The organism is Collinsella sp. AK_207A, from assembly GCF_902501965.1.
Classification (GTDB): domain Bacteria; phylum Actinomycetota; class Coriobacteriia; order Coriobacteriales; family Coriobacteriaceae; genus Collinsella.
Window position 1 is genome coordinate 243,525 of record NZ_CABWID010000014.1, and the last position, 24,059, is coordinate 267,583.

Consider the following 24,059-nt stretch of genomic DNA (forward strand, 5'->3'; position numbering starts at 1 on the left):
GCGATCAGCGTCCGATGCGATCGATAACCTCGCGGATATGGCGCTCCGGCGTGGATGCGCCGGCGGTGACGCCGACCAGCTCGGCGTCCACGAACCAGGAGGGGTCGATCTCGTCGGCGGACTCGATGTGGTACGTGCGCGGGCACGCCGCGGCGCAGATCTGCGCGAGGCGACGGGTGTTGCCGGAGTTCCTGCCGCCGATGACGACCATCACGTCGGCGCGGGCGGCAAGTTCCGCGGCGCTTTCCTGGCGCTCGTGCGTGGCCTTGCAGATGGTGTTCACGACGCGGACCTCGCGGGTACGCGGCAGCAGCGCCGAGACCACGGCGGCAAGGCGCTCGTCGGTCTGCGTGGTCTGGACCACGACGCCCACCTTGGGGGCGAGCTTCAGGCCATCGAGGTCCTCACGCCCAGAGACGACCACGGCCCCCTCCCCCGCATGTCCCATGATGCCCTCGACCTCGGCGTGACCCGCCTCGCCCACGACGATGACCTGGTAGCCTGCGGCGCGCAGGCGCTCAGCGGCAACGTGGACCTTCTTGACGTAGGGACAGGTCGCGTCAAGCACGGAGAGACCGCGCTCGCGCGCTTCGTCCTCGACGGCCGGAGCCACGCCATGGGCACGGATGATGACGGCGCCGGCAGGGATGTCCTCAAGGCGATTCGCCATCTGAACACCGGCCTCCTCGAGCTCGTTCACCACGCGGGGGTTGTGGATGAGCGGGCCCAGGGTGTGAACGGGCGGCAGTGCATCCGCGCCGGCGCGATGCGCGAGCTCGAGCGCGCGCTCGACGCCGTAGCACACGCCGGCGTGCCGGGCGATCTCTATGCGCGGGGTCACGGCTACTTCCTCCCCGGATGCTCGGCCTGCAGGGCATCGCGCAGTTCGTAGACGCGGCGCATGCCCTCGTCCTCGAGCCATTGCAGGCGATCGCGCCGCTTGAGCGAGGCGGGGGCGTCATCGAGCGAGAGCTTCTCGCCAGCGCGCATCCAGCAGGTACGCGGGCGCATGATGTGCTTCCCCTTGGGCGTGATGTCGCGGAAGCCGCAGACGGCCATGGGCGCCACCGACGCCTTCGCCATCTGGGCCATAAGCGCGAAGCCGCCGTGGATCTCGACCGGCTGGTCATCGGTGCGGATACGGGTGCCCTCCGGGAAGATCAGCACGTCCTCGCCTCGCTTGAGCGCGTGCTGGGCGCGACGGAGCGCGCGCATGTCGGCGGTGCCTCGGTCCACGGGAATGGTGCCCGCACGCGAGAAGAGCCAGACGACGATGCCCGTCCGATAGAACTCGCTCTTGGCGATGGCGCGCACGCGGCGGCCATGGGTGTATTCGTGCACGTAGATCGCGACGACCTCCGCCATGGAAGTGTGGTTGCAGATGATGATGGAGCCGGTCTCGGCGCCGGCTTCGGGTAGGAGCTCATCCGCGTTTTGCATGCGCCAGCGCCACATGAGCTTGGAGAAGACCCAGAGCACGGCGACCACGAAGGCAAGCACCATGCGGCTGCCCAGCGGGAACTCGCGCATGCCACGGTCGGCGTAGTCATCGGGCGACCAATGCGCCATGGCTACCGCCTCTCCCGGATGAGCTCGCCCACGCGCTCGACGATCTGGTCGATCGTGTGGGCGGTGGAGTCGATGTGCACGGCGTCCTCGGCGGCCTCGAGCGGGGCGACGGCGCGGGAGGAATCGAGCGCGTCGCGGCGTTCGAGGTCGGCGAGGGTCTGGTCGACCTCGGCCTCGATGGCCTCGGCGCTCGGCGCCTCCGCATCGTGCTCATGGCGTTGGAGGACGCGACGGCGCGCTCGCTCGCGGGGGTCGGCCGTGAGGAACACCTTGAGGTCGGCCTCGGGGAAGACGACGGTGCCGATGTCGCGTCCCTCGGCGACCACATCCCGGCCCTCGGCAAAGCGGCGCTGCACGGGCAGCATGGCCTCGCGGACGCCGGGGTACGCGGAGACCTGGGAGACGATGCGATCGATGCGGGGCGTGCGGATCTCATCGGAAACGTCGCGCCCGTCGGCGGAGATTCTCGTAGCCTCGCCGTGGGCATCGAAGCGGATGTCGATCTCGCGGGAGCGGTCGACCACCGCGGCCTCGTCGTCGAGCTCCACGCCCTCGTCGGCGCAGACGGCGGCACAGGTGCGGTAGAGCGCGCCGGTATCGAGCTTCTCGAAGCCGTAGCGCTCCGCGACCTCGCGTGCGATGGTGGACTTGCCCGAACCGGCGGGCCCGTCGATGGCAACAATCATGGGGGTTCCTCGATTCTCTCTTGTAGGTCGATTGTACCTGAGCTGTTGGCATCGGTCATGCCCTGCGCCCAGTCCTCGCGAGACTGGCAAACGTCTTCGCCGTTTGCGCAGTTCGCGGCGGGGTGTCGCTGCGGACATGGCCGGCGGCCGCGTTCCATGCCCAATCGAAGGCACGGCAGAAGGTTCGCATCGCAGGGGGATGTTCTGGTTGATTCTTTAACGATTCCGGAGGGATGAGACTTCTTCGGCGGTCAGTTCTCTCCAGGAACCGAGTTCGAGGTCTCCGAGCTCCAGGGGGCCGAAGCTTCGACGGTGGAGGGAGAGGACGGGGTGGTGAACGGCTCCGAGCATGCGCTTCACCTGGTTCTTCCGGCCTTCGTGGATCGAGACCTCCACCCAGGTGGTGGCCGGCTCGTCCCCTGCTCCCAGGATGCGGCAGCGGGCGGGTTGGCAGGGTCCGTCGTCGAGCCGAATGCCGTCGCGGAGTGGATCGAGCTCCCGCTCCCGCATCCGTCCGTCCACGAGCGCCTCGTAGGTCTTCCACACATGGTGCGAGGGATGCAGCAGGAGCTGGCCAAGATCCCCGTCGGTGGTGAAGAGAAGGAGGCCCGTGGTGTCGAGGTCGAGGCGACCCACGGGGAAGAGCCCGGGATAGCGGTCACAGGGCATGAGTTCGGCCACGCAGGGCCTTCCCTGGGGGTCGCGCATGGTGGTCAGGTAGCCCGCGGGCTTGTTAAGCATGAGATAGGCGGCGCCGGCGCCCAGGCGCACCGGGCGCCCGTCGACGGCCACCTCGTCGACGGCGGGGTCTACCTTGCTGCCCAGCTCCCGCGTCACGATCCCGTTCACCGTCACGCGTCCGGCAGTCATCAGGTCCTCCGAGCCGCGACGGCTCGCCACGCCGGCGCGCGCCAGGAATCGCTGTAAGCGCATGGGAACCAGGCGCTCATCGCCCTCGTGGACGCGGACTTCGGTATCGGACACGTCCCTCGTCTCCCTATTCATCGTTCTCGTTCGTGGCGTCGCCGATGACGTAGAGGTCATCATCGTCATCTCCGGTGCCGTCGATCAGCTCGCGCTCCTCGTCCAGATCCTCTTGGGTCTCTTCGAGCGTGGACTGGATGGTGCGCCCCGAAAGCCGCTCGCGAATGAAGCGTCGGCTCTCCTCGTCGGGGGCGAATTGCTCAAGATCAGGCAGTTCGCGCGTGCTTTTGAGGCCGAACTTCTCCAAGAATGCGTTGGTGGTGCCGTAGATGATGGCCTGGCCCCGCTGGGGATCGCGGCCCATCTCGCGCACCAGGCCCTTCTCCACGAGGGACGAGATCACGCCATCGGAGTTGACGCCGCGGATGCCCTTCACCATCTCGCGCGTGACGGGCTGGTGGTAGGCGATGACGGCGAGCGTCTCGAGCGCCGCCTGTGAGAGCCGCTGCGTGTCCCAGGAAAGGACGAGCGCCTCCACCTGCTCATGGTAGGCGGGATGGGTGAAGAGGCGCCAGCCACCGGCGACTTCGCGGAGCTGGAAGCCCCGGTTAGCCTCCTCGTACTCGACCTTGAGCTCAGCGAGGAGCGACGCCACCTCACCGGGCGTCACGTCGAGGATCTTGGCGAGCGCGCTCGCGGACACGGGGTCGCTGGAGACGAGGAGCATGGCCTCGAGCGCCCCCTTGAGCGAGTTGGGATTCAGGGTATCCAGATCTGCCATGCGGTCAGTCCTCCTCTATGGCAAGGGATTCGCCGGGTTGGTAGGCAGGCGCCCCCTCCACGCGATCGATGGTGATGGTGCCGAAGTTCTCGTCCTGCTCGAGCGTCACCGAACCGCGCTTGGCGAGCTCGAGAATGGCGAGGAACGTGGCAACGACCTGCTCGACCGTGGCCTCGCCGTCCAGCAGGTCGCGAAAGGTCGTGGTTCCCTTGCTGATGGTGACGCGGTCCACCGAGGCGACGGTGAGCTCGAGGGGGAGCCGGTGCGGGGCCACGTGCTCGGCCTCGAGCAGGAACTTCTGTCGCTTGCCGTCGATGTCGGCGCAGATCACGGCGAGCCCGCGCAGGGTCATATCGGACAGGTAGTCGGGCATGAGGTTCATGAACTCGGGATCGGGCCCGGCCACGCGCGGGTGCATGCGGCTCTCCGCCTCCATGCGGGCGCCGAGCGCGGCGGCCGCCCCCTTGAACTGCTTGTAGGCGATGAGCCGCTGGATGAGCACCTCGCGCAGCGCATCACCGTCAAGCGCGTCGTACTCGGCCTCGTCCTCCTCATCGAGGACAACGCGCGGGGCGTCGTCGGGAACCAGGCTCGAGGCCTTGATCTCGAGCAGGGTTGCGGCAACGAGGAGAAAATCGCTCGCAACGTCGAGGTCGAGGCTCTGCAGGCGCTCAACCTCCTCGAGGTACTGCTCGGCAACCTCCGCGATGGAGATGGACCCGATATCCACCTTCTGGCGCGAAACGAGCTGCAGCAGCAGGTCGAAGGGCCCGGAATAGGCCTGCGTCGTCACGCGATAGCTCACCGGAACCCCCTCATGGTGCGTGTGCTGATAGACCTGAGCAAGTGTAGCGCAATCATCCGATGCCGAAGGAAACCAGCTGCGAGGCGAGCGGGTAGACGGTGACGTCGAAGTAGAGCGAAACGAGGTCGATGTTCAGCACCATGGGGAGCAGGTAGAGCACGGTGAGCAGAATGGGCATGGAGTAGCGCTGGACCTTGTAGTACTGCTCGAGCGCGCGTCCGCGCAGGAACGGCACCAAGATGGAGGAGCCGTCGAGCGGCGGCAGCGGGATGAGGTTGAAGAAGCAGAGCGACAAGTTCATGAAGATGGCGATGTAGAGGAAGTAGACGAGATGTCCGGGCGCGACCTCCCCCATGCCGGCGGTTGCGTCCGCGATGCCCACGCCGCGCATAATGAGCGCGGCAAGCACCGCGAGCAGCAGGTTCGAGGCGGGACCGGCGAGCGAGACGAGCACCTCGTCGCGCTTGGGATGCCTGAGGTTGCCAAGGTAGACCGGAACCGGCTTGGCGAAGGCGAAGACGGGCCCGCCCGCCAGCAGCATGAGCAGCGGGAGGGCGACGGTGCCGAAGGGGTCGATGTGGTTGAGCGGGTTCAGGCTGATCCTCCCCTGCTCGCGCGCGGTCCGATCGCCCAGCAGGTAGGCGACGAACGCGTGCGCGCTCTCGTGCACGACGAGCCCGATGAGCAGGGCCGCGAGCTGAAGCAGCACGAAGGGTATGTCCTCGAGCGAGAGCCCCATGGGAACCTCCTAGCGAAGCACCCGCGAGATGCGGGTACAGAGATAGTCCAGCAGGAACAGGAGGCCGGCCACGATGGCGAAATCGAGGCGAAACACCCCACCCATCGGCGTGGCGACGAGCCCGTACCCGGCGATGACGCTCGGAAGGGCGCGAGAGAGATCGACCACGAACCCGACGAGATTCAGATGCGCCGAGAGCCCGCTGAAGCAGAGGACGACCGTGAGGGCGCAGAGCGCGATGGCGCACACGCGCGCCGCCCAGGCCACGACCATGAGGGCCACGGCCCCCGCTCTACGCCCCTGCACGCTCGGTCTCCTCCTCGATCGTGGACGAAAGCTCCAGCCACTCGTCCTCGAGAGCCGGAAGCTCCTGCTTGAGCTTGTTGTATTCCCCAAGCGCGGCCGAGAACTTCTCCTGGTCGGCGTAAAGCTCCTCCGAGGCCATCAACTCCATGAGCTCGTCATAGCGGGCGCGCTTGACGCTCATGTCCCGCTCGACCTTTGCCAGGCGGTCCTTCACCTTCTTGAGCCGCTGGTTGAGCGCGCGCCGGGCTTCGGCTTCGGCGCGGCGCTGCTCGCGGGTCTTCTTGCCGGCAGGCGCGGCGTCGGCGGCGGAGTGCGTCCGGGGCACGCTCGCCGCCGGCGCAGCCGGAGCAGGCGAGGTACGGGTTGCGGGCGCCTGGCTCTCCCCTGCCGCCGCGGCGGCGCGGGCGGCCAGGTCCTCGCGTTTGAAGAGGTAGTAGTCGTAGTCGCCGTCGTACACGGTCACGCGCCCGTCGCGGATGTCGATCACGCGGTTCGCCACGGCGCGCACCAGGTGCTCGTCGTGGCTGATGAGCACAATGGTGCCGGGGAAGTTCTTGAGCGCGTCCTCGAGCATGTCCACGGAGTCGATGTCGAGGTGGTTGGTGGGCTCGTCCAGGCAGAGCAGGGCCTCCGGTGCCACGAGCATCTTGGCGAGCGCCAGGCGCGCCCGCTCGCCGCCGGAGAGCACGCGGACCTGCTTCTCCACGTCATCCCCGTGGAAGAGGAAGGCGCCGAGCAGGCTGCGCTCCTGGGAGCTCGTCCATTTGGGGGCGACCGAGTCGATCTCCTGCAGCACGGTGTTGCCCTCGGCCATGCCCTCGAGCTGGTGCTGGGCGTAGTAGGCGACGCCGACGTGCAACCCGAGCTCGCGGGTGCCCGTGGTGGGGGCCTCCTGGCCCAGCAGGATCTTCAGCAGCGTGGACTTGCCGGCGCCGTTGGGACCGACGAGCGCCACCTTGTCGCCGCGGTAGAGGGTCAGATCGACGTCGGTGTAGACGGTCTTGTCCTCAAAGGCCTTGGATACGCCCTCGAGCTTGGCAACCATGTCGCCCGAGCGGGGCGGGTCGGGGAACTTGAACGTCACGCGCTTGTGTCCCTCGGGAAGGATCACGAGCTCGCGCCGGATCTCCTCGATGCGACGCATGCGCTCCTGGGCTTGGGCGGCCTTGGTGGGCTTGTAGCGGAACTTGTCGACGAAGACCTGCATGTGGGCGATCTCGCGCTCCTGCGCCGCGCGCTTGGCGCGCATCTGCTCGAGGTTATCCTCGCGCTGCTTGAGGTAGCTCGAGTAGTTGCCGGTGTAGACGGTCACGCGACGGTTCTCGAGCGCGGCCACGTGGTCCACGCAGGCATCCATGAACGCGCGGTCGTGGGAGACGAGCAGCACGGCGCCGTCGTAGCCGGCGATGAACCCGCGCAGCCACTGCACGCTCTCGAGGTCCAGGTGGTTGGTGGGCTCGTCCAGGAGCAGCAGGTCCGGGTGCCGGAGGAAGAGCTTGGCGAGTGCGATGCGCATCTGCCAGCCACCCGAAAACTCCTTGCAGGGTTTGTCGAACTCGTCAACGGGAAAGCCGAGGCCCGCGAGGATCTGGCGGGCATTCGCCTCGAGCTCGTAACCGCCCAGGTGCTCGAAACGATCCTGCACCTGACCGTACTCGCCGAGCAACTGGTCCAGATCGGGCGAGTCGGCCTCCTCGGCGATACGCGCCTGCAGCTCCTCCGCGCGACGCCCCAGCGCTTGGATCTCGGTGGCGGCGTCCATCACCTCGTCGATCACGGCGCGGTCGCTCGCAAGCTTGGTCTCCTGTTCCAGGTACCCCACCTGCACGTCCTTGGCATACTGGATGGATCCCGCATCCGGCGTGTCGATGCCCATGATGATCTTCAGCATGGTGGTCTTACCGGCGCCGTTGGGGCCAACGAGCGCGTAGCGCTCCCCTTTGTTGATCTGGATGGTGGCTCCCTGGAACAGCACCCGGCTGCCAAAGCTCTTCTCGATCTTGTCGGCGAGGAGAATCATGTCTTCAGCTCCTACAGAAAAAGGGAGCCGCTTGCGCGACTCCCCATTGTGCTCTGGTGGGCGTTACAAGATTTGAACTTGTGACCCCATCCGTGTGAAGGATGTGCTCTACCCCTGAGCCAAACGCCCGTGTGCCTTTCGGCGAGAAAAGATAATAGCACAGCATTTCGGCAAAGCCAACAAAGAATTTCTAAGTTGGCAAAGTCATGCGCCTGCCTTGGCAAACGCCTTGCGCCATGCCGCTTCCCCTACCGATCGCCCCAGACTTCCTGCGCGATCTCGCGAACCAGATCGAGCTTGGCCCACTGCTCGCGCTCCGTCAGCTTGTTGCCGATCTCGCAGCTGGCGAAGCCGCACTGCGGGGACAGGTACAGATTCTCCAGGGGCACGTACTTGGCAGCTTCCTGAATGCGGGCCTTCACTGCTTCCTTATCCTCGAGCTTGGGGCTCTTGGTGGTGATGAGGCCGAGCACCACCTTCTTGCCCTCGGGAACGTATGCCAGCGGGGCGAAGCTGCCGGAGCGGGCGTCGTCGAACTCCAGGTAGAAGGCATCCACGTCTTCGTGGGCGAAGAGGTACGGTGCGATCGGGTCGTAGCCGCCGGTGAAGGCGTAGGTGGAATGGTAGTTGCCGCGGCACACGTGGGTGGTCACGGTCAGGTCATCGGGCAGGCCGGCGAGCGCCTTGTTGTTCAGCTCCACACCGAGGGTGCTCACCGTCTTGAGGTTGATCTGCGTCAGCCCGGTCTTCGCGGCGAAGTCCTTATCGCAGTAGATGCCCCAGGTGCAGTCGTCGAACTGCACGTTGCGGCAGCCGGCCGCGTAGAGCTCGAGGAGCACCGTGCGATAGGCTGCGGCAATAGCATCGGCGAGCTCCTCATTGGTGGCGTAGACGGCGCGAAGGCTCTGCTGCTGGCCGGCGACGCGCTCGAGGGTGACCTCGGAGTAGGTTTGGATGGGCGCCGGGAGTGTCTGCTTGGCGATGACGCCCTCCTCCTCGAACTGCTTCAGGAAAATGAAGTCGCGCACGAAGGGATGGTTCTCACCGGAGATGGGGCCGGTGACGACGGCGGTGTCGGCCGTGGTCTCCTCGTCCTTGAACTGGTAGCCGGCGTCCGCCACGCTGTGGGAGATGCCGGTGAGCCCCCACATAAAATCAAGGTGCCAGTAGCTGCGGCGGAACTCGCCGTCGGTGATGACGTGGTAGCCCGCGGCCTTCTGCTTCTTCACGAGGTCGCGGATGGCGACGTCCTCCACGAGTCGCAGCTGGACGTCGTCGAGGTAGCCGGCGGCATGGTCGGCGCGGGCCTGCTTCAGGACGTCCGGGCGCAGGAAGCTGCCGACGTAGTCGTACCGAAAGGGTGCGTGCTGGGTCATGGAAATCTATCTCCTTAGGTTCGTAGTCCTTGTTCTAAGGTCTTGGGAACCTTACCAGCCCACCATTCCCGTGGGAAATATATGTTGTCGATATTCGGCTATAGGCTCTGTCTATAGACGCAGGGTAAGGCGCTTAAGAGCATCGATATAGAGCGTTCCGAAGCGGCCCGGCGCGATGCGGGAATGCGTGAGATAGCCAAGCTCCATATAGTCGTCAACATCCAGGGGGACGGAGACGATGTTCGGTCCGTTCAGCTCCGACGAGATGACGCCCGAGCAGATCGTGTAGCCGTTCAGCCCCACGAGCAGGTTGAAGAGCGTGGCGCGGTCGCGCACGACGATGTCCTTGGCGCACTCGCGGGTGCTCTGCAGCTCCTCGGCATAGAAGAACGCGTTGTGCTCGCCCTGCTCGTAGGAAAGGCGCGGATACGGAGCAAGGTCATCGAGCGTGACAGAAGCGCGCCCCGCGAGCGGGTTGCCGGCGCCCAGGAACACGTGGGGCTCGGCGCGGAAGAGCGGGTGGAAGACGAGGTCGTTGTCTTTGAAGGCGCGCATGAGGGCCTCACGGTTGAAATCGTTGAGGTAGAGGACGCCCACCTCGGAACGCAGGCGGGCAACATCCTCGATGATCTCGTAGGTCTGCGTCTCGCGGATGCGGAAGTCGTACTCGTCGCCCGCATGGGCGCGGATGAGCTCCACGAAAGCCTCGACGGCGAAGCTGTAGTGCTGTGCGGAGATGCAGAAGCGGTGCCGCACGGGAGCATTGCCGGCGTAGCGCTCCTCAATCAGGCTCGTCTGCTCGATGACCTGGCGAGCGTAGCCGAGGAACTCCTCGCCGTCGGTGGTGGGGACCACGCCCTTGCTCGTACGGTTGAAGATCTCAATGCCGAGTTCGTCCTCAAGCTCGCGCACGGCGGTGGAGAGGCTCGGCTGGGAGACGAATAGCTCCTTGGACGCGGCGCTCATGGACCCGGTGCGGGCAATGGCGAGGATGTACTTGAGCTGGGTCAAGGTCATGGGGACTCCTTGGCGAGGCGGCTGATGCGGTGCGACAGAGATGCTGTGCCCGCTGCCATTGTGACAGATGGAGCGGGCTAGATTCATGTTATGAAGGCTGATGCGAGCGTAGACGCGCCGCTTGCTGGATGGGATTACCGGTTGAGAGGAGATACACGCTTAAGTGTAGAGTTTTGGATGCCGTTGCCTGATAGGGCAATAGGTACAACAAGAAACCAGCAGGTCAGGGGCCTGCGGGTTTCTTGTTGTATGGCTGGCTACAGGGACGGGCGCGGTAAAACTCTACACTTTAGCGTTTATCTCTCGACGGCAACGAGAAAGCCGACTTACGCCACCAGAAACGTAGCCACAAAAGGATAGAGGCCCCGTTTCCGGAGCCTCTATCAAATGAATCATGGTGGGCCCTCCGGGATTCGAACCCAGAACCCAGGGATTATGAGTCCCCTGCGCTAACCGTTGCGCCAAGAGCCCGAATACGAAACAGGCTCCGAATCGCTTCGGAGCCTGTAACTTACTCTGGTGGAGACGAGGGGAATCGAACCCCTGACCTCTTGACTGCCAGTCAAGCGCTCTCCCAGCTGAGCTACGCCCCCAGACAACCAATGGTGGAGACGAGGGGAATCGAACCCCTGACCTCTTGACTGCCAGTCAAGCGCTCTCCCAGCTGAGCTACGCCCCCATTTGGTGCGAGGGATACTATACGGGAACCGCGGCGTGGATGCAAGGTTATTTTCAAAGATTTTGAAGCGACCATGCCACCCGCGTTCCCTGGTCCGAAAACCCTAGGCGCGCTGCGCCTCGACGAGCGCCGCGACCTTGGCCACAACCTCGTCGATCGCCACGTCTTCGCGCTCACCCGTCGCACGATCCTTGAGCTCAACGGTCCCGTTCTTGAGCCCGCGCTTGCCCAGGATGATCTGATACGGGAAGCCCATGAGGTCGTTGTCGGCGAACTTGACGCCCGGACGCTCGCTGCGGTCGTCCACCACAGTTTCCACGCCTGCATCGAGCAGCTCGGCGAAGAGCTTGTCGCAGACTTCCTGACAAGGCTCCTTACCGGGGTCGAGCGGGATGAGCGAGACCTCGTACGGCGCAATGGAGACGGGCCAGATGATGCCGTGCTCGTCGTTGTGCTGCTCTACCACGGCCGCCAGCGTACGGGACACGCCCACGCCGTAGCAGCCCATGAGGAAGGGCTTCTCCTCGCCGTTCTCGTCGGCGAAGGTAGCGCCCATGGCCTCGGAGTACTTGGTGCCGAGCTGGAATACCTGGCTCACCTCGATACCGCGGGCACCGGTCAGCGCATGCCCGCAATGGGGACAGGGATCGCCTTCGTGCACGGTGATGAGGTCCGCCCACGCATCGGGCGTAAAGTCGCGACCGGGAACGATGCCGACGTAGTGATACCCGACCTCGTTGGCGCCGCAACCCCAGCTCGTGGCGTGCTTGAGCGACTCATCACAGACGATGCGGATGTCCTCGGGCAGGTTCACCGGCCCGATGAACCCCTTGTGCAGGTGATTTTCCTCAAGTTCCTCATCGCTCATCAGGTGGTACTCGCCGAAGACGTGCTCGGCCTTGCAATCGTTCAGCTCGTGGTCGCCGGGTACCAGTGCGAGAACCGGTTTACCCTCCCCATCGATGAGGCAGAGCGACTTGACGGTGGCGTTCTCGGGAGCCTTCAGGAACGCGGCAAGCTCGGCGATGGTGCCGCAGTGCGGCGTCTCGATCTTGGTGAGTTCGGCGTTGCCGGGGCCGTCGAGCACGGCAACATTCGTCGTGGCGGCTTCCTCGTCAGCGGCGAACCCGCAGTCATCGCAGTATACGAGCGCGGCCTCGCCTGCGTCGGCGAGCGCCATGAACTCAACGGAGGTGTCGCCACCGATCTGGCCGGAGTCGGCCACCACGGGCAGCGCCTTCACGCCGCAGCGCTCGCAGATGTTGGCGTAGGCGGCCTTCATGGCGTCGTAGGTCTCCTGCAGGCTCTCCTGCGTGGCGTTGAAGGAATAGCCGTCCTTCATGATGAACTCGCGGCCGCGCATGAGGCCGAAGCGCGGGCGCATCTCGTCGCGGAACTTGTCCTGGATCTGGTAGAGGTTCACCGGGAGCTGCTTGTAGCTCTTGAGCTCGTTGGTGATGAGGTCGGTGACCGTCTCCTCGTGCGTGGGACCGAGCACGAAGTCGCGCTCGTGACGGTCGTGAAGACGCATGAGCTCGGGTCCGTACGCGTTCCAGCGACCCGACTCGCGCCAGAGCTCCGCGTCGGTAAGAATCGGCATGAGCAGCTCTTGTGCACCGGCGGCATCCATCTCGTCGCGGACGATGGCTTCGATCTTACGGAGCGAGCGCCAGGCCAGCGGAAGATAGCTATAGAGGCCAGCTGCCTGCTTGCGGATAAAGCCGGCGCGCAGCAGCAGACGATGGCTCGCCAACTCGGCCTCGGCGGGATCCTCTTTGAGCGTGGGGGCGTACATCGCGGACATCCGCACGTTGGCGGTCTTCACTTTATTGGACATGGCTCTCCCCTGTCAGCGTTGATTTAGACGGTTCTGCATGATAGCACGGTTATCGCACGTACCTCTCCGGTGCCGGATGCCCGACGGTCCCGGTGGCGTATGCGGCATTCCGCAGCGAGCTGAGGAGACGCCCTGCTCGCCTCCGGGAACGTGACGCCGACCCGTCCCACCTGAAAGCATGGGGGCATAACCGTTCGGAGCGTTCCTGAGGGGCGAGCAGAGCGTTTTCCCGTCTCGCGAGGACGGAGCAGACGACACCGGGGCCACCGGGCACCCGGCGCAGGCAGGGCTACAGCTTCTCGATCTCGGCCATGAGCTCGTCGACGATCCGGTCTTCGCGGACCTTCCGGATAACCTCGCCATGGCGGAACAGGAGCGCCTGCCCCTTGCCGCAGGCAACGCCGATGTCCGCGTCGGCAGCCTCGCCCGGTCCGTTGACGGCACAGCCCATAACGGCCACGGAGATGGGCTTCTTGCAGGCTTGGAGTCTGCGCTCCACCTCGTCGGCGATGGCGACCAGATCGACCTGGGTGCGCCCGCAGGTGGGGCAGCTCACCATCTCGGGGCCACGCCGGCGAACGCCGACGGCCTGTAGGATGCCCCAGGCAACGGGCACCTCTTCGAGGGGATCGGCGGTGAGCGAGACCCGCATGGTGTCGCCGATGCCTTCGGCGAGCAGGGCCCCCAACGCAATCGAGCTCTTGATAGTGCCCTGACGGATGCCGCCGGCCTCGGTGACGCCCAGGTGCAGGGGAACCTGCGGCAGTTCGCGCGAGAGGGCGCGGTAGGTCTCGAGCGTGGTCATGACGCTATGCGCCTTGGCGGAAAGCACGATGTCGGTGAACCCGCGCTGCTCGAAATGCCCCACGAAGGCAAGGGCTGAGGCGCAGAGCTTCTCCGCTTGCGTGAGGTCCTGGCGCTCTACCACGTCCTTCTGGAGCGAGCCGGCGTTCACGCCGATGCGGATCGCGCAGCCGTACTCCCCCGCCGCATCGATGACCGCGTCGACCTTGGCCCAGTCGCCGATGTTGCCGGGATTGATGCGAAGCTTCGCTGCCCCAGCACGTGCTGCGGCGATGGCAAGGCGGTAATCGAAATGGATGTCGGCGACGATGGGCACGGGGCTCTCCTCGCAGATACGGGCGAAGGGGGCCACGGCGTCGGCCGCGGGAAGCGTGACGCGCACGATGTCGCAGCCGGCCTCGGCGAGCGCGCGTACCTGGGCGAGGGTGGCGTCGGCGTCGCGGGTATCGGTGCAGGTCATGGATTGCACCACCACGGGGGCTCCCCCGCCGATCGTCACATCGCCCACCTGAACGGGGCGCGTCAATTCGCACGGGAGCTTACCCATGGCAATGCCTTTCTGTGATGGTTTCGGTTTGAGAGCGCGTGCGTTGGACACCGGCTGATAGTCGGACCCCTACAAGAAGCGCAGGATATCGGTGCGCAGCATATAGATGAACAGGATGCCGAAGAGCGCCACACCCGCGTACGAAAGGTAGGTCTGCGCGCGAACGGGAACCTGTCGGCGCGAGACGGCCTGAATGACCTCGATCAGCAGCTTGCCGCCATCCAGCGGCGGGATGGGAAGCAGGTTCATGAACGCGAGCGAGAACGAGATGAGCGCGGCGAAGGAAAGGAGCGTCGAGGGTCCGCTCTCGGCCGCCTGCGCGGACATCACGGAGATGCCCACGATCGAGGTCGAGTTGTCGAGGACCTCCATCGTATGAGCCGGTTGGAGCATCTGCATCACGCCCTCGGCGGTACCCGCGATGTAGGCCCAGGTGATCCGTGCGGAATCGACCACGGAGAGACGTTGCGTCTCAACCTTGGCGGTGATGCCCAGAAGCCCCTCGTCGTTGAGCTTCACCTGCGCGGTCTCATCGGCGCCATCGTGCGTATAGGTAAGCTCGACCGTCTCCCCGGCCTTCGTACCCTGGAGGGCGGAGACGATATCGGTGAACGAGGAGACGTCCGCACCGTTGACGGCGGTGATGGTGTCACCCGTCTGGAGGCCGGCCTCCTGGGCGGCGGACGATGCGGTGAAGCCACCGATCTCGTTCGTGTCCACGGTCACCTGAACGCCGAGCACGGAATAAGCGAACATCATGATGAGGAAGCCGGTGAGGAGGTTCACGCCGATGCCCGCAAGGAGCATGAGCGCGCGCGCCCAGAAACCCTTGCCCTGATAGGTGTGGGAACGCTCGTCGGCGAGAAACGCCTCCGGTGTCTTGGGGCACTCCCAGGCCTCGCCTTCTCGCGTGGCGTGGGCGCGGTCGAATGCCCGACCGTCGAAGATCGTGTTGCCCTTCGCGTCGCGCGGCATGGCAGCGTACGCGGTGGGATAGTAGGCGCTCCCCGGATGCTCGCCCTTATCGGCATCGTAGACGGGGGCGATGGACCCCCAGCCGAGCAAGAGCACGCAGGCATCCATCACGTCCTCGGGCGAGGCATCGAGCTCGGCAGCGAGGTCGTCCACGGACACGGTGCCATGCCTGTGGATTGCCGAGAGCACGGGCGCGGCAAGGGGCTGGTTGTCGGGGTCCATGCCGCAGATCGCCGCGTAGCCGCCCAGCAGGAGCGGCGTCACACCGAACCGCGTGCCGATGCGCTTGGATGCGCGCGAGAGGCGCCAGCGGCACGGCAAGCCCAGGAAGAACTCGGTTACGCGAACGCCGCATGCACGGGCGGCGAGAAAATGACCGCCCTCGTGCACGAAGACGAGGACGGACAGGACGACGACCCCCCAGAAGATGGTCGTCAGCACGTTGATAATCGCGGTCATGAAACCCCGTTTCTACCGAAGGCGCGCTCGCACAAGCTCACGTGCGCGGACGCGCGTTTGGGCGTCGATATCGAGTAGCTGCTGAAGCGACTGAACGACCTCGACCGTGTGGGCGTCCATGCAGGCGTCGATTACCTCATCGATGCCGGTGAACGGCAGGTTCCCGGCGAGGAACGACGCAACGGCGATCTCGTTGGCCGCGTTCAGCACACAGGGCATGGTTCCCCCTGCCCGGGCAGCGTCCTCGGCCAGCTTGAGACAACGGAAGGTCTCCATATCCGGGGCGCCGAAATCGAGGGCACCGAGCGTGCGGAAGTCCACGCGGGGCGCGGGCGTCTCCCAGCGCTCGGGATAGCTGAACGCGTACTGGATGGGAATCCGCATGTCCGAAGCGCCCAGATGGGCGATGACCGAACCGTCGGCGTACTCGACCATCGAATGGATCTTGGACTGGCGCTGGATGAGCACGCGCACATCGTCGATGCCCACATGAAAGAGATGCATGGCCTCGATGCGCTCGAGCCCCTTGTTCATGAGGGTGGCGCAGTCGATGGTGATCTTGGGTCCCATATGCCAGGTGGGGTGTGCCAGCGCGCGCTCGGGGGTGACGCCGGCGAGGCCGCCGCGCGAGGAGCCGTAGAAGGGGCCACCGGAGCAGGTGAGCCAGATGCAGTGGGCCTCCTTGGGATCCTCGCCGCGATAGCACTGGAAGATGGCGGCGTGCTCGGAGTCCACCGGAAGCAGCTGGTCGGTACCGACGATCGGCATGATGAGCTCGCCGCCCACCACCAGGGATTCCTTGTTGGCGAGCGCGATCACCTTGCCGGCGCGGGCCAGCTCGAAGGTGGCCCTGAGTCCGGCAGCGCCCACCACGGAGACGAGCACGATATCGACGTCGTCGGCAAGGCACATCTCGATGGCACCGTCCATGCCCTGGAAGCGATGACAGCCGTCGGGGAGCTCATCGAGGATTGGATCGTTCGCATGGGCCGCATCCGTCACGCAGGCCCGCACTGCTCCGAACTCGCGGGCAGCGGCAACGAGCGCATCGGTGCCGGCATGGGCGGAGAGGGCCACGACCTCCAGGCGCTCGGCGTGTTGACGGCACACGTCGAGCGCTTGGCGCCCGATAGAGCCGGTGCAGCCGAGAATGGCGATACGCTTGCGAGCAGCGGTCATAGGATCCCTCCCAAGACGAGGAGCAGATGCGCGGTCAGGCAGCCGAAGATGAGCGAATCGGAGCGGTCGAGCATACCGCCGTGACCGGGCATGAGGTTGCCGGAGTCCTTCACGCCCACCCCGCGCTTGATGCGGCTCTCGATGAGGTCGCCGAAAACGCCCATGATGGAGACGATGACGGAGCAGACGAACGCGATCGGCAGGGAAAGCCCGGCGTACAGATGCGTCGCGTAGAGGATGAGCCAGATGAGGGCGGAGCCGACGATGCCGCCGACAAAGCCCTCCCAGCTCTTATGCGGGCTGATCTTCGGGGCCATCTTGTGCTTGCCGAAGCGGCTGCCAACAAGATAGGCAAAGGAGTCGCTCACCCACAGCGAGGCGCAGACGCCCACGGAGAGGAGCGCGCCGGGAAAGCCCTCCATCGAAACGCGGGTCAACACGATGGCGGAGAGCATGAAGCCCGTGTAGACCGGCCCAAAGAACGTGACCGCCACATCGGCGAGGCGCGTGCGGGGAGACCAGACATACCACAGGCCAACGGCGAGCATGAGCAAGAACATCACGCCGATCTCCACCTCGCCGCGAAGGAGCGCGGAGATCGGGAACAGGGCGGCGGCCACGAGGCCCAGCTGCTCGTTGGGAACCTTGCCATCGCGGCGCATCATACGGTAGAACTCAAAGCAGCAGAGCACGCTCATGATCGCGACCCAGATAGCCGTGGTATAGCGGCCGAGTGCGAGGCAGCCGATGAAGATCGCGGCGTATCCAAGCCCATACGCGGTGCGAACCGCAAGGCCACTCAGCGACTTGCGCGCCTTCTGCTCGGTGGGAGCTCCGGCGTTCGCCTTCGTGTCCTCAGACCCGTTTTGTTCCAAGATGTACTCCTCTTGATGTGCTCGCTCGAGCGATGAGCGTTAGGCTTTGGCGGACTGGGAGAGTCCGCCAAAGCGACGATCGCGATTTTGGAAGGCACGGATGGCGCGCAGCAGTCCCCAGCGGTCGAAGTCCGGCCAATACGTGTCGGTGACGTAGAACTCGGAATAGGCGACCTGCCAGAGCAGGTAGTTGGAGACGCGCATCTCCCCCGAGGTGCGCACGACCAGCTCAGGATCGGGTAGGTCGGCCGTGTAGAGCTTGCCTGCAAACGCCCGCTCGTCGATATCCTCGGGAGCGAGGGAGCCGGCGGCGACCTCCTGGGCGAGGAGCCGCGCCGCACGGGCGATCTCGGCGCGCGCGCCGTAGTTCACCGCGAGCGCGAGTACCATGCCGGTATGGTCGGCGCACTCTTCGAGGCCCCGTGCGAAGACGTCCCTCGTGCGCGTGGGCAAGGCGGAGATATCGCCCAGGAACTCGACGCGCGCGTTCTCGCGATGAAGCAGCGGCAGCTCGTCGATGAACGTCTTGGCGAAGAGGTACATGAGCGTATCGACCTCGTATTGCGGCCGATTCCAGTTCTCCGTGGAGAAGGCGTAGGCGGAGAGCACGTCGACACCCAGCCGAACCGCGGTGGTGATGATCTCGCGAAGCGACACGATCCCCGCCTTGTGGCCCTCGGTGCGGGCGAGCCCGCGCGAGGTGGCCCAGCGACCGTTGCCATCCATGATGCACGAGATATGCCGGGGGATACGGGCGAGGTCTATGTCGGCGAGCGAGATGTCTGAGGGCGGCTCGGCGAAATGGTCGCGCAGCTTGGTCTCATCGAACTCCAAGGCTAGATCTCCATGACCTCTGCTTCTTTGACCTGCAGCATCTCATCAACCTTCTTGACGTAGTCGTCGGTGTGCTTCTGGACCTTGGCCTGCTCGCGGCGGATCTCGTCCTCGGTAAGCTCCTCATCGCGCTCGAGCTTGCCGTTGGCCTCGCGACGGATGTTGCGGATGCCGACCTTAGCCTGCTCGGCCAGCTCGCGGCACTCCTTGACGAGACCGCGACGACGCTCCTCGGTGGGCGCCGGGAACGGCAGGCGCACCACAATGCCGTCGGAGTTGGGGGTGATGCCCAGATCGCTCGCGGAAACAGCCTTCATGATGGCGTTCACGAGCGCCTTGTCCCACGGCTCGATGACAAGCAGATGAGCCTCGGGGGTCTTGATGGCGGCAACCTGCGTGATGGGCGTGGCGACACCGTAGTAATCCACCGTGATGTCGTTCAGCACGTTGGCGTTGGCGCGACCGGTGCGGACTTTGGCGAAGTTGTGCTTCAGGGACTCGAGCGTCTTGTCCATGTTCTGGGTGATGTCCATGGTCTAATCCTCCTGATAGACGACGGTACCGACGGGTTCGCCGGTCAAAGCCTTCTTGATGTTGTCGTCCCCGTCGATGTTGAGGACGATGATGGGCATGTGGTTGTCCTGGCAGAGCGCTGTGGCCGTGGAGTCCATGACCTGGAGGCCGCGGACGAGTACCTCATGGTAGCTGATGGACTCGAAGCGCGTGGCGTCGTCGTTGGCCACGGGGTCCATATCGTAGATGCCGTCGACCTTGGTGGCCTTGAGCAGGCAGTCGGCACCGATCTCGCAGGCGCGGAGCGCAGCGGCGGTATCCGTGGTGAAGTACGGGTTGCCGGAACCGGCGGCGAAGATGACGATATCGCCCTTGGAGAGATGGTTCATCGCGCGCCGACGGATGTAGGGCTCGCAGACCTCGTTCATGGCGATGGCGCTCATGACGCGGCAGGAGCAACCCTGCTGTTCGAAGGCATCCTGCAGCGCAAGCGCGTTCATGACCGTGGCGAGCATACCCATGTAATCGGCCTGGGCGCGGTCCATGCCCTTGGCGGACCCGGCGAGGCCGCGGAAGATGTTGCCCCCGCCGACGACGATGCCGACCTCGACCCCGTCATCGTGCAGCTCCTTGATCTGGCGGGCGAGCCGCTCGGTCACGCTTGGATCGATACCGTAACCGCCGTCTCCCATCAGGGCCTCGCCGGATAGCTTGAGCAGCACGCGCTCGTATCGGTAGTCAGACAACGCGGGTCCTCCTTCAGTAGGCATTTCATCTATTGTATCAGGGTTGCCCTGGGCACCCATGAAAAAGCAGGCCGGGGGGTGGATACCCACAGCCTGCTCGTAAGGCATCTGCTCGTTGTGGCTACTCGCCGCGGGTCAGACGGTCGAAACCCTTGACGACGATGGTGTCGCCGAGCTCCTTGGAGACCTTCTGGGCGTAGGCCTTGATGGTCATGCTGGAATCCTTGATGAACTCCTGCTCGGTGAGGACGGAACCCTTGTAGAACTTCTCCAGGCGGCCGATGGCCATCTTCTCCTGGATGGCCTCGGGCTTGCCGGACTCGGCAGCCTGGGCCATGTAGATCTCCTTCTCGTGGGCCACCACGTCGGCGGGCACGTCCTCGCGCACGGCGCAGATGGGAGCGGCCGCGGCGATCTGGAGGGCGACGTCGTGGGCGAAGGTCTTGAAGGCCTCGGCCTCGGCGGTCTCGGCCTTCTCGAAGCCGAACTCGGCGAGGACGCCGATCTTGCCGCCCATGTGGATGTAGCTGGAAAGCGCGCCGGCCTCGGTGGAGCGGACGGTGAAGCGGGCGATCTTCATATTCTCACCCATAACGTGGATGAGCTCGGTCAACTCGGCCTCAACGGTCTCCTCACCCATCTTGGCGGCGAGCAGCTCCTCGACGGTCGCGGGCTTGGCCTCGGCGGCCACCTTGGCAACGTCGGCAATGAAGCCGGTGAACTTGGGGTTGGAGGCCACGAAGTCGGTCTCGCAGGAGACCTCGACGAGCGCGCCGGTCTTGGCGTCCTCGGACACGAAGGCGTTCACAGCCCCCTCGTTGGTGGCACGGCCGGCCTTCTTGGCGGCGGCGGCCAGACCCTTCTTGCGCATGATGTCGACGGCGGCGTCCATGTCGCCCTCGGCCTCGACGAGCGCCTTCTTGCACTCCATCATGCCGGAGCCGGTCATCTCGCGGAGCTCCTTGACCATAGCGGCGGTAATCTGGGCCATGTTAAATCCTTTCTTTTGGTAAGAAACGGAAAAAACGCGGTTCCGACCTCACCGGAACCTCCGGCGGGTGCCGGAACCGCGCACGAACCTAGGGTATGCGAACGGGCGCTACTCGGCAGCGGGAGCCTCGACAGCCTCGGCCTCGGCGGGAGCGGCCTCAGCGACGGGAGCGGCCATCTCGGACTCTGAGATCTGCTCCTTGCCGGAACCGGCGAGGCAGGCGTCGGCGAACAGGTCGCACATGAGGGAGATAGCGGAGATGGCATCGTCGTTGCAGGGCACGCCGTACTCCACGTTGTCGGGATCGGAGTTGGTGTCGATCAGCGCGACCACGGGGATGCCGAGGCGCTGGGCCTCCTTGATGGCGTTCTCCTCGCGGTTGGTGTCGATGACGAAGAGCGCCTGAGGCAGGGCCTTGAGATCGCGGGCGCCACCGAGGTTGGTCTGCAGCTTGGCGAGCTCCTTGCCAAGAACGGCCTGCTCCTTCTTGACGCGCAGCGCCATGGAACCGTCGGCGACCATGCCCTCGAGCTCCTCCATGCGGTTGATGCGGGAGCGGATGGTCACGAAGTTGGTGAGCATGCCGCCCAGCCAGCGCTGGTTGATGTAGGGCATGCCGGCGCGCTCGGCGGCGGACTTCACGGCCTCCTGAGCCTGCTTCTTGGTGCCAACGAAGAGTACCTTGCCGCCCTTGGCGGTAACGCCCTTGAGGAAGCTGTAGGCGCGGTCGGCCTCCATGATGGTCTGCTTGAGGTCGAGGATGTAGATGCCGTTGCGCTCACCGAAGATGAACGGCTTCATCTTGGGGTTCCAGCGACGGGTCTGGTGACCGAAGTGGCAGCCAGCCTCGAGCAGCGTGCGGATATTGATCTTGGTAGCCATGTTTACCTCCTGTGGTTTGCCTCCGCGCGAGGTCAGCCTCGAGTGCCACCCGGGCTTAGCTACCAGGCCCGGGCACCACAGCGCCACGAGTAGTCGCGCGTGCGTGATGGATGCTGTGCTTGTGCACAACGGCCGATATGATAGCAGCTACGTTACCGGTGCGCAACGCGGCCGCGAGGCTCGCAATTTATCCATCCGCCCTCGGGTGCGCCTGCTGTACCGCAGATTTCAGGCGGTCGGGGGTGAGATGGGTGTAGAGCTGCGTGGTGGAGAGACTCGCATGGCCGAGCAGCTCCTGCACCACGCGAAGGTCGGCGCCCCCGGCGAGCATATCCGTCGCGAAGGTGTGCCGCATGGCATGCGGGGTGATATCGGCGGGGATGCCCGCAACGAGGGCCAGTTTGCGGAAGCGATACCTGAGCGCAGCGGCGTCCATACGGTTTCCGCGCTTCGAGATGAAAAGGGGCCTGCGCTCGGCGTCGCGCTCGTGGCGTCCGGACATCTCCAGGAGCGCGGGCCTGCCCTCGTCGAGATATGCTTCCACGGCATTGAGGGCGCGCCGGTACACGGGGACGATGCGCTCCTTCGAACCCTTGCCGAAGAGTCGCACCGTCCGGCCGGGGAAGTCGAGGGAGGCGATGTCGAGCCCTGAAAGCTCCGAGATGCGCGCGCCCGTCGCGTAGAAGAGCTCGAGCATGCAGGCATCTCGCAGCCCCTCCGGGGTAGTCGCGTCCGGCGCTGCAAGCAAGTCGTCTATCTGACGGGCCGCGAGCGTGCGCGGGAGGTCGTGCGGCGTCTTCGGGGTGATGAGCGCCGAGGCCGGATCCTCGTCCGAGACGCCCTCGAGTACGAGCCAGCGAAAGAACGTCCGGATGGCGGAGAGGTGGGCCGCGATGGTTCGCGGCGCGTAGCGGGCCTGGCGAAGCTCCCCCAAGTAGCGCCTCAGCTCGCGCACGTCGGGGTGGAGCGCGTCAACCTGGACTCGGTCCGTCCAGCGCACGTAGGCCTCGAGGTGCTGACCGTACGCGCGCACCGTGTTGGGCGAGAGGCCCGAGACGCCGGCGACGTAGGCCACGAAGTCGTCGACGGCGTCGAGCGGCTGCAGGGTTTGATCGGCCCTCGCGTTGGGTGAGCAGTCGTCCAAAGGTAAGCCCGCCCCCCCTCTTACAGCCGGATCGAGGGATGGTTTTGATCGAACAAATCGGAGCGCGTGGCGAGGTACGCGGCAAGGTCCGCCTCCGCCCGCGCGGCATAGGCGGCGTAGCGGTCGCGCTTGGAACGGCGCTTTCCGTCTTCGAGGGACGGCACGATGCCGAAGTTCACGTGCATGGGCTGGTAGGACTCCGTTGCCGGATCCGTGGCGTAGGCGACGAGCGAGCCGAGGGCACCCGTGCGCGGGAGCTGCACGGCGGGCACTCCGGCGAGCTCAGCGGCCGTGTTGAGCGCGGCGAGGAGTCCGGACGCCACCGCTTCCAGGTAGCCTTCGGTGCCGGTGATCTGCCCCGCAAGGCGGACGCGCGTCCCGGGGACGGCGAAGGTGGCATCGAGTACGTGCGGGGCATCGACGAAGGTATTCCGGTGCATGACGCCGTAGCGGAAGAACTCCGCGTTCTCCAAGCCGGGAATCATGCGAAAGACGCGGCGCTGCTCTCCGAAGGTGAGGTTGGTCTGGAAGCCGACGAGGTTATAGGCCGTATGCTCGGCGTTCTCGGTGCGCAGCTGGACCGCGGCCCAGGGCCTCCTGCCGGTCCGAGGATCCGTGAGTCCCACGGGCTTCATCGCACCGAAGCGGATTGCGTCCGTGCCGGTGCGCGCGACCTCCTCGGCGGGCTGACAGGCCTGGAAGAGCTCGCGGCGCTCGAAGTCCTTCAGGACCACGCGCTCCGCCGAGGTGAGCGCCTCGATGAACGCCTCGTATTCCTCCTTGGTGAAGGGCGCGTTGAGGTAGTCACCCGTGCCCTCCTCCCCGTAGCGCGACTGCGTGAAGAGGACGTCCATGTCGAGGGTCGAAGCGTCGACGATGGGGGCGGCGGCGTCGAAGAACGAGAGGGCGTCGCCGCCGACGAGCCGCTGGATCTGCGCGGAGAGGGCCGGTGCGCACAAGGGACCCGCAGCGATGACGCAGGGGCCGTCCGGCAGCTCGGTAACCTCATGGCGTACGACCTCGATCGCAGGCCGCGCGGCAACCTCCCGCTCCACGAGCTCGGAGAACCGATGGCGGTCGACCGCGAGCGCACCGCCCGCGGGCACCGCGGAGCGCCGGGCGCAATCGAGGAGGACCGAGCCCATCATCGCGAGCTCGAGCTTAAGAAGGCCCGCCGCGGAGTCGGGGCGCGTGGACTTGAAGGAGTTCGAGCACACGAGCTCGGCGAGGTTGCCGGTATGGTGCGCGGGCGAAAGCGTGTCAGGGCGCATCTCGTGCAGGCGGACGCGCACGCCACGGTCGGCGAGCTGGCAGGCGCACTCGCAGCCGGCAAGGCCGCCCCCGATGACGTCGATCACGACAGACTCCATA

At 65.5% G+C, this 24,059-nt stretch carries 23 protein-coding genes and 4 tRNA genes; all 27 read right to left on the reverse strand.

Annotated elements, in window-relative coordinates; genetic code table 11:
- Positions 1–4 precede the first annotated feature (4 nt).
- The 27 genes from ispH to trmFO all read right to left on the reverse strand — a co-directional run bounded on the left by ispH (position 5) and on the right by trmFO (position 24,058).
- On the reverse strand, positions 5–841 hold the full coding sequence (gene ispH / locus GDJ97_RS04580) for a 4-hydroxy-3-methylbut-2-enyl diphosphate reductase (RefSeq protein ID WP_152070026.1): 837 nt from the start codon (positions 839–841) through the stop codon (positions 5–7).
- 2 nt (positions 842–843) lie between these two features.
- Entirely contained in the window at positions 844–1,569 is a 726-nt protein-coding gene (locus GDJ97_RS04585; protein WP_152070027.1) for a lysophospholipid acyltransferase family protein, read from the reverse strand.
- 2 nt (positions 1,570–1,571) lie between these two features.
- Positions 1,572–2,255 (reverse strand): (d)CMP kinase, encoded by a 684-nt coding sequence (gene cmk / locus GDJ97_RS04590; RefSeq protein WP_152070028.1) that lies wholly within the window; start codon positions 2,253–2,255, stop codon positions 1,572–1,574.
- Between the two features lie 216 nt (positions 2,256–2,471).
- Positions 2,472–3,188 carry a pseudouridine synthase gene (locus tag GDJ97_RS04595; RefSeq protein ID WP_152070106.1) on the reverse strand — a complete coding sequence of 239 codons (717 nt, stop codon included), beginning with the start codon at positions 3,186–3,188 and terminating at the stop codon, positions 2,472–2,474.
- A gap of 64 nt (positions 3,189–3,252) precedes the next feature.
- Positions 3,253–3,960, reverse strand: coding sequence for an SMC-Scp complex subunit ScpB (scpB, locus tag GDJ97_RS04600; protein WP_152070029.1), 708 nt, complete (start codon positions 3,958–3,960; stop codon positions 3,253–3,255).
- Positions 3,961–3,964: 4 nt separating this feature from the next.
- The gene (locus tag GDJ97_RS04605; protein ID WP_152070030.1) at positions 3,965–4,765 is read right to left on the reverse strand and encodes a ScpA family protein; all 801 of its coding nucleotides are present in this window, start codon (positions 4,763–4,765) and stop codon (positions 3,965–3,967) included.
- A 52-nt stretch (positions 4,766–4,817) separates the two neighbouring features.
- Positions 4,818–5,504: a site-2 protease family protein gene (locus GDJ97_RS04610; RefSeq protein ID WP_152070031.1), complete on the reverse strand. Its 687-nt coding sequence runs from the start codon at positions 5,502–5,504 to the stop codon at positions 4,818–4,820.
- A gap of 9 nt (positions 5,505–5,513) precedes the next feature.
- The gene (locus GDJ97_RS04615) at positions 5,514–5,810 is read right to left on the reverse strand and encodes a hypothetical protein (protein WP_152070032.1); all 297 of its coding nucleotides are present in this window, start codon (positions 5,808–5,810) and stop codon (positions 5,514–5,516) included.
- Complete coding sequence (locus GDJ97_RS04620) at positions 5,797–7,830, reverse strand: ABC-F family ATP-binding cassette domain-containing protein (RefSeq protein ID WP_152070033.1); 2,034 nt, start codon at positions 7,828–7,830, stop codon at positions 5,797–5,799. The genes GDJ97_RS04615 and GDJ97_RS04620 overlap by 14 nt, the downstream gene beginning before the upstream one ends.
- 54 nt (positions 7,831–7,884) lie before the next feature.
- Positions 7,885–7,959, reverse strand: a tRNA-Val gene (locus GDJ97_RS04625).
- Positions 7,960–8,078: 119 nt separating this feature from the next.
- On the reverse strand, positions 8,079–9,206 hold the full coding sequence (locus GDJ97_RS04630; RefSeq protein ID WP_152070034.1) for a 5-methyltetrahydropteroyltriglutamate--homocysteine S-methyltransferase: 1,128 nt from the start codon (positions 9,204–9,206) through the stop codon (positions 8,079–8,081).
- A 111-nt stretch (positions 9,207–9,317) separates the two neighbouring features.
- Positions 9,318–10,223, reverse strand: a complete 906-nt coding sequence (locus GDJ97_RS04635) for a LysR family transcriptional regulator (protein ID WP_152070035.1) — start codon at positions 10,221–10,223, stop codon at positions 9,318–9,320.
- A 395-nt stretch (positions 10,224–10,618) separates the two neighbouring features.
- Positions 10,619–10,694 (reverse strand) — tRNA-Ile (locus GDJ97_RS04640).
- Between the two features lie 46 nt (positions 10,695–10,740).
- Positions 10,741–10,816, reverse strand: a tRNA-Ala gene (locus tag GDJ97_RS04645).
- Between the two features lie 10 nt (positions 10,817–10,826).
- A tRNA-Ala gene (locus GDJ97_RS04650) sits at positions 10,827–10,902 on the reverse strand.
- A gap of 103 nt (positions 10,903–11,005) precedes the next feature.
- Positions 11,006–12,739, reverse strand: a complete 1,734-nt coding sequence (locus tag GDJ97_RS04655; RefSeq protein WP_193221311.1) for a proline--tRNA ligase — start codon at positions 12,737–12,739, stop codon at positions 11,006–11,008.
- Positions 12,740–13,028: 289 nt separating this feature from the next.
- Positions 13,029–14,090 (reverse strand): flavodoxin-dependent (E)-4-hydroxy-3-methylbut-2-enyl-diphosphate synthase, encoded by a 1,062-nt coding sequence (gene ispG, locus GDJ97_RS04660; RefSeq protein ID WP_152070036.1) that lies wholly within the window; start codon positions 14,088–14,090, stop codon positions 13,029–13,031.
- A 69-nt stretch (positions 14,091–14,159) separates the two neighbouring features.
- A complete protein-coding gene (locus tag GDJ97_RS04665) occupies positions 14,160–15,524 on the reverse strand; it encodes an RIP metalloprotease (RefSeq protein WP_152070037.1) in 1,365 nt (454 codons plus the stop codon).
- 12 nt (positions 15,525–15,536) lie between these two features.
- Positions 15,537–16,703 carry a 1-deoxy-D-xylulose-5-phosphate reductoisomerase gene (dxr, locus tag GDJ97_RS04670; RefSeq protein WP_152070038.1) on the reverse strand — a complete coding sequence of 389 codons (1,167 nt, stop codon included), beginning with the start codon at positions 16,701–16,703 and terminating at the stop codon, positions 15,537–15,539.
- Positions 16,700–17,578 carry a phosphatidate cytidylyltransferase gene (locus GDJ97_RS04675; RefSeq protein WP_306437637.1) on the reverse strand — a complete coding sequence of 293 codons (879 nt, stop codon included), beginning with the start codon at positions 17,576–17,578 and terminating at the stop codon, positions 16,700–16,702. The genes dxr and GDJ97_RS04675 overlap by 4 nt, the downstream gene beginning before the upstream one ends.
- Positions 17,579–17,617: 39 nt before the next feature.
- Positions 17,618–18,412, reverse strand: coding sequence for an isoprenyl transferase (locus GDJ97_RS04680; RefSeq protein ID WP_152070039.1), 795 nt, complete (start codon positions 18,410–18,412; stop codon positions 17,618–17,620).
- A gap of 2 nt (positions 18,413–18,414) precedes the next feature.
- On the reverse strand, positions 18,415–18,945 hold the full coding sequence (gene frr / locus GDJ97_RS04685; RefSeq protein WP_152070040.1) for a ribosome recycling factor: 531 nt from the start codon (positions 18,943–18,945) through the stop codon (positions 18,415–18,417).
- Between the two features lie 3 nt (positions 18,946–18,948).
- The gene (pyrH, locus tag GDJ97_RS04690; protein WP_152070041.1) at positions 18,949–19,671 is read right to left on the reverse strand and encodes a UMP kinase; all 723 of its coding nucleotides are present in this window, start codon (positions 19,669–19,671) and stop codon (positions 18,949–18,951) included.
- A gap of 121 nt (positions 19,672–19,792) precedes the next feature.
- On the reverse strand, positions 19,793–20,662 hold the full coding sequence (gene tsf / locus GDJ97_RS04695) for a translation elongation factor Ts (protein WP_152070042.1): 870 nt from the start codon (positions 20,660–20,662) through the stop codon (positions 19,793–19,795).
- A 108-nt stretch (positions 20,663–20,770) separates the two neighbouring features.
- Positions 20,771–21,544, reverse strand: coding sequence for a 30S ribosomal protein S2 (rpsB, locus tag GDJ97_RS04700; protein WP_152070043.1), 774 nt, complete (start codon positions 21,542–21,544; stop codon positions 20,771–20,773).
- Between the two features lie 187 nt (positions 21,545–21,731).
- On the reverse strand, positions 21,732–22,688 hold the full coding sequence (locus GDJ97_RS04705) for a tyrosine recombinase XerC (RefSeq protein WP_152070044.1): 957 nt from the start codon (positions 22,686–22,688) through the stop codon (positions 21,732–21,734).
- A 20-nt stretch (positions 22,689–22,708) separates the two neighbouring features.
- On the reverse strand, positions 22,709–24,058 hold the full coding sequence (gene trmFO / locus GDJ97_RS04710; RefSeq protein WP_152070045.1) for a methylenetetrahydrofolate--tRNA-(uracil(54)-C(5))-methyltransferase (FADH(2)-oxidizing) TrmFO: 1,350 nt from the start codon (positions 24,056–24,058) through the stop codon (positions 22,709–22,711).
- Between the last annotated feature and the right edge of the window lies 1 nt (position 24,059).

Excerpts from the sequence above, each read along its gene's own strand:
- GDJ97_RS04585 (WP_152070027.1), bottom strand. The coding sequence starts at position 1,569 with ATGGCGCATTGGTCGCCCGATGACTACGCCGACCGTGGCATGCGCGAG.
- cmk (WP_152070028.1), bottom strand. The coding sequence starts at position 2,255 with ATGATTGTTGCCATCGACGGGCCCGCCGGTTCGGGCAAGTCCACCATC.
- GDJ97_RS04620 (WP_152070033.1), bottom strand. The coding sequence starts at position 7,830 with ATGATTCTCCTCGCCGACAAGATCGAGAAGAGCTTTGGCAGCCGGGTG.
- tsf (WP_152070042.1), bottom strand. The coding sequence starts at position 20,662 with ATGGCCCAGATTACCGCCGCTATGGTCAAGGAGCTCCGCGAGATGACC.
- ispG (WP_152070036.1), bottom strand. The coding sequence starts at position 14,090 with ATGGGTAAGCTCCCGTGCGAATTGACGCGCCCCGTTCAGGTGGGCGAT.
- rpsB (WP_152070043.1), bottom strand. The coding sequence starts at position 21,544 with ATGGCTACCAAGATCAATATCCGCACGCTGCTCGAGGCTGGCTGCCAC.
- GDJ97_RS04595 (WP_152070106.1), bottom strand. The coding sequence starts at position 3,188 with ATGCGCTTACAGCGATTCCTGGCGCGCGCCGGCGTGGCGAGCCGTCGC.
- GDJ97_RS04655 (WP_193221311.1), bottom strand. The coding sequence starts at position 12,739 with ATGTCCAATAAAGTGAAGACCGCCAACGTGCGGATGTCCGCGATGTAC.
- GDJ97_RS04635 (WP_152070035.1), bottom strand. The coding sequence starts at position 10,223 with ATGACCTTGACCCAGCTCAAGTACATCCTCGCCATTGCCCGCACCGGG.
- GDJ97_RS04610 (WP_152070031.1), bottom strand. The coding sequence starts at position 5,504 with ATGGGGCTCTCGCTCGAGGACATACCCTTCGTGCTGCTTCAGCTCGCG.
- trmFO (WP_152070045.1), bottom strand. The coding sequence starts at position 24,058 with ATGGAGTCTGTCGTGATCGACGTCATCGGGGGCGGCCTTGCCGGCTGC.
- GDJ97_RS04630 (WP_152070034.1), bottom strand. The coding sequence starts at position 9,206 with ATGACCCAGCACGCACCCTTTCGGTACGACTACGTCGGCAGCTTCCTG.
- dxr (WP_152070038.1), bottom strand. The coding sequence starts at position 16,703 with ATGACCGCTGCTCGCAAGCGTATCGCCATTCTCGGCTGCACCGGCTCT.
- scpB (WP_152070029.1), bottom strand. The coding sequence starts at position 3,960 with ATGGCAGATCTGGATACCCTGAATCCCAACTCGCTCAAGGGGGCGCTC.
- GDJ97_RS04665 (WP_152070037.1), bottom strand. The coding sequence starts at position 15,524 with ATGACCGCGATTATCAACGTGCTGACGACCATCTTCTGGGGGGTCGTC.
- frr (WP_152070040.1), bottom strand. The coding sequence starts at position 18,945 with ATGGACATCACCCAGAACATGGACAAGACGCTCGAGTCCCTGAAGCAC.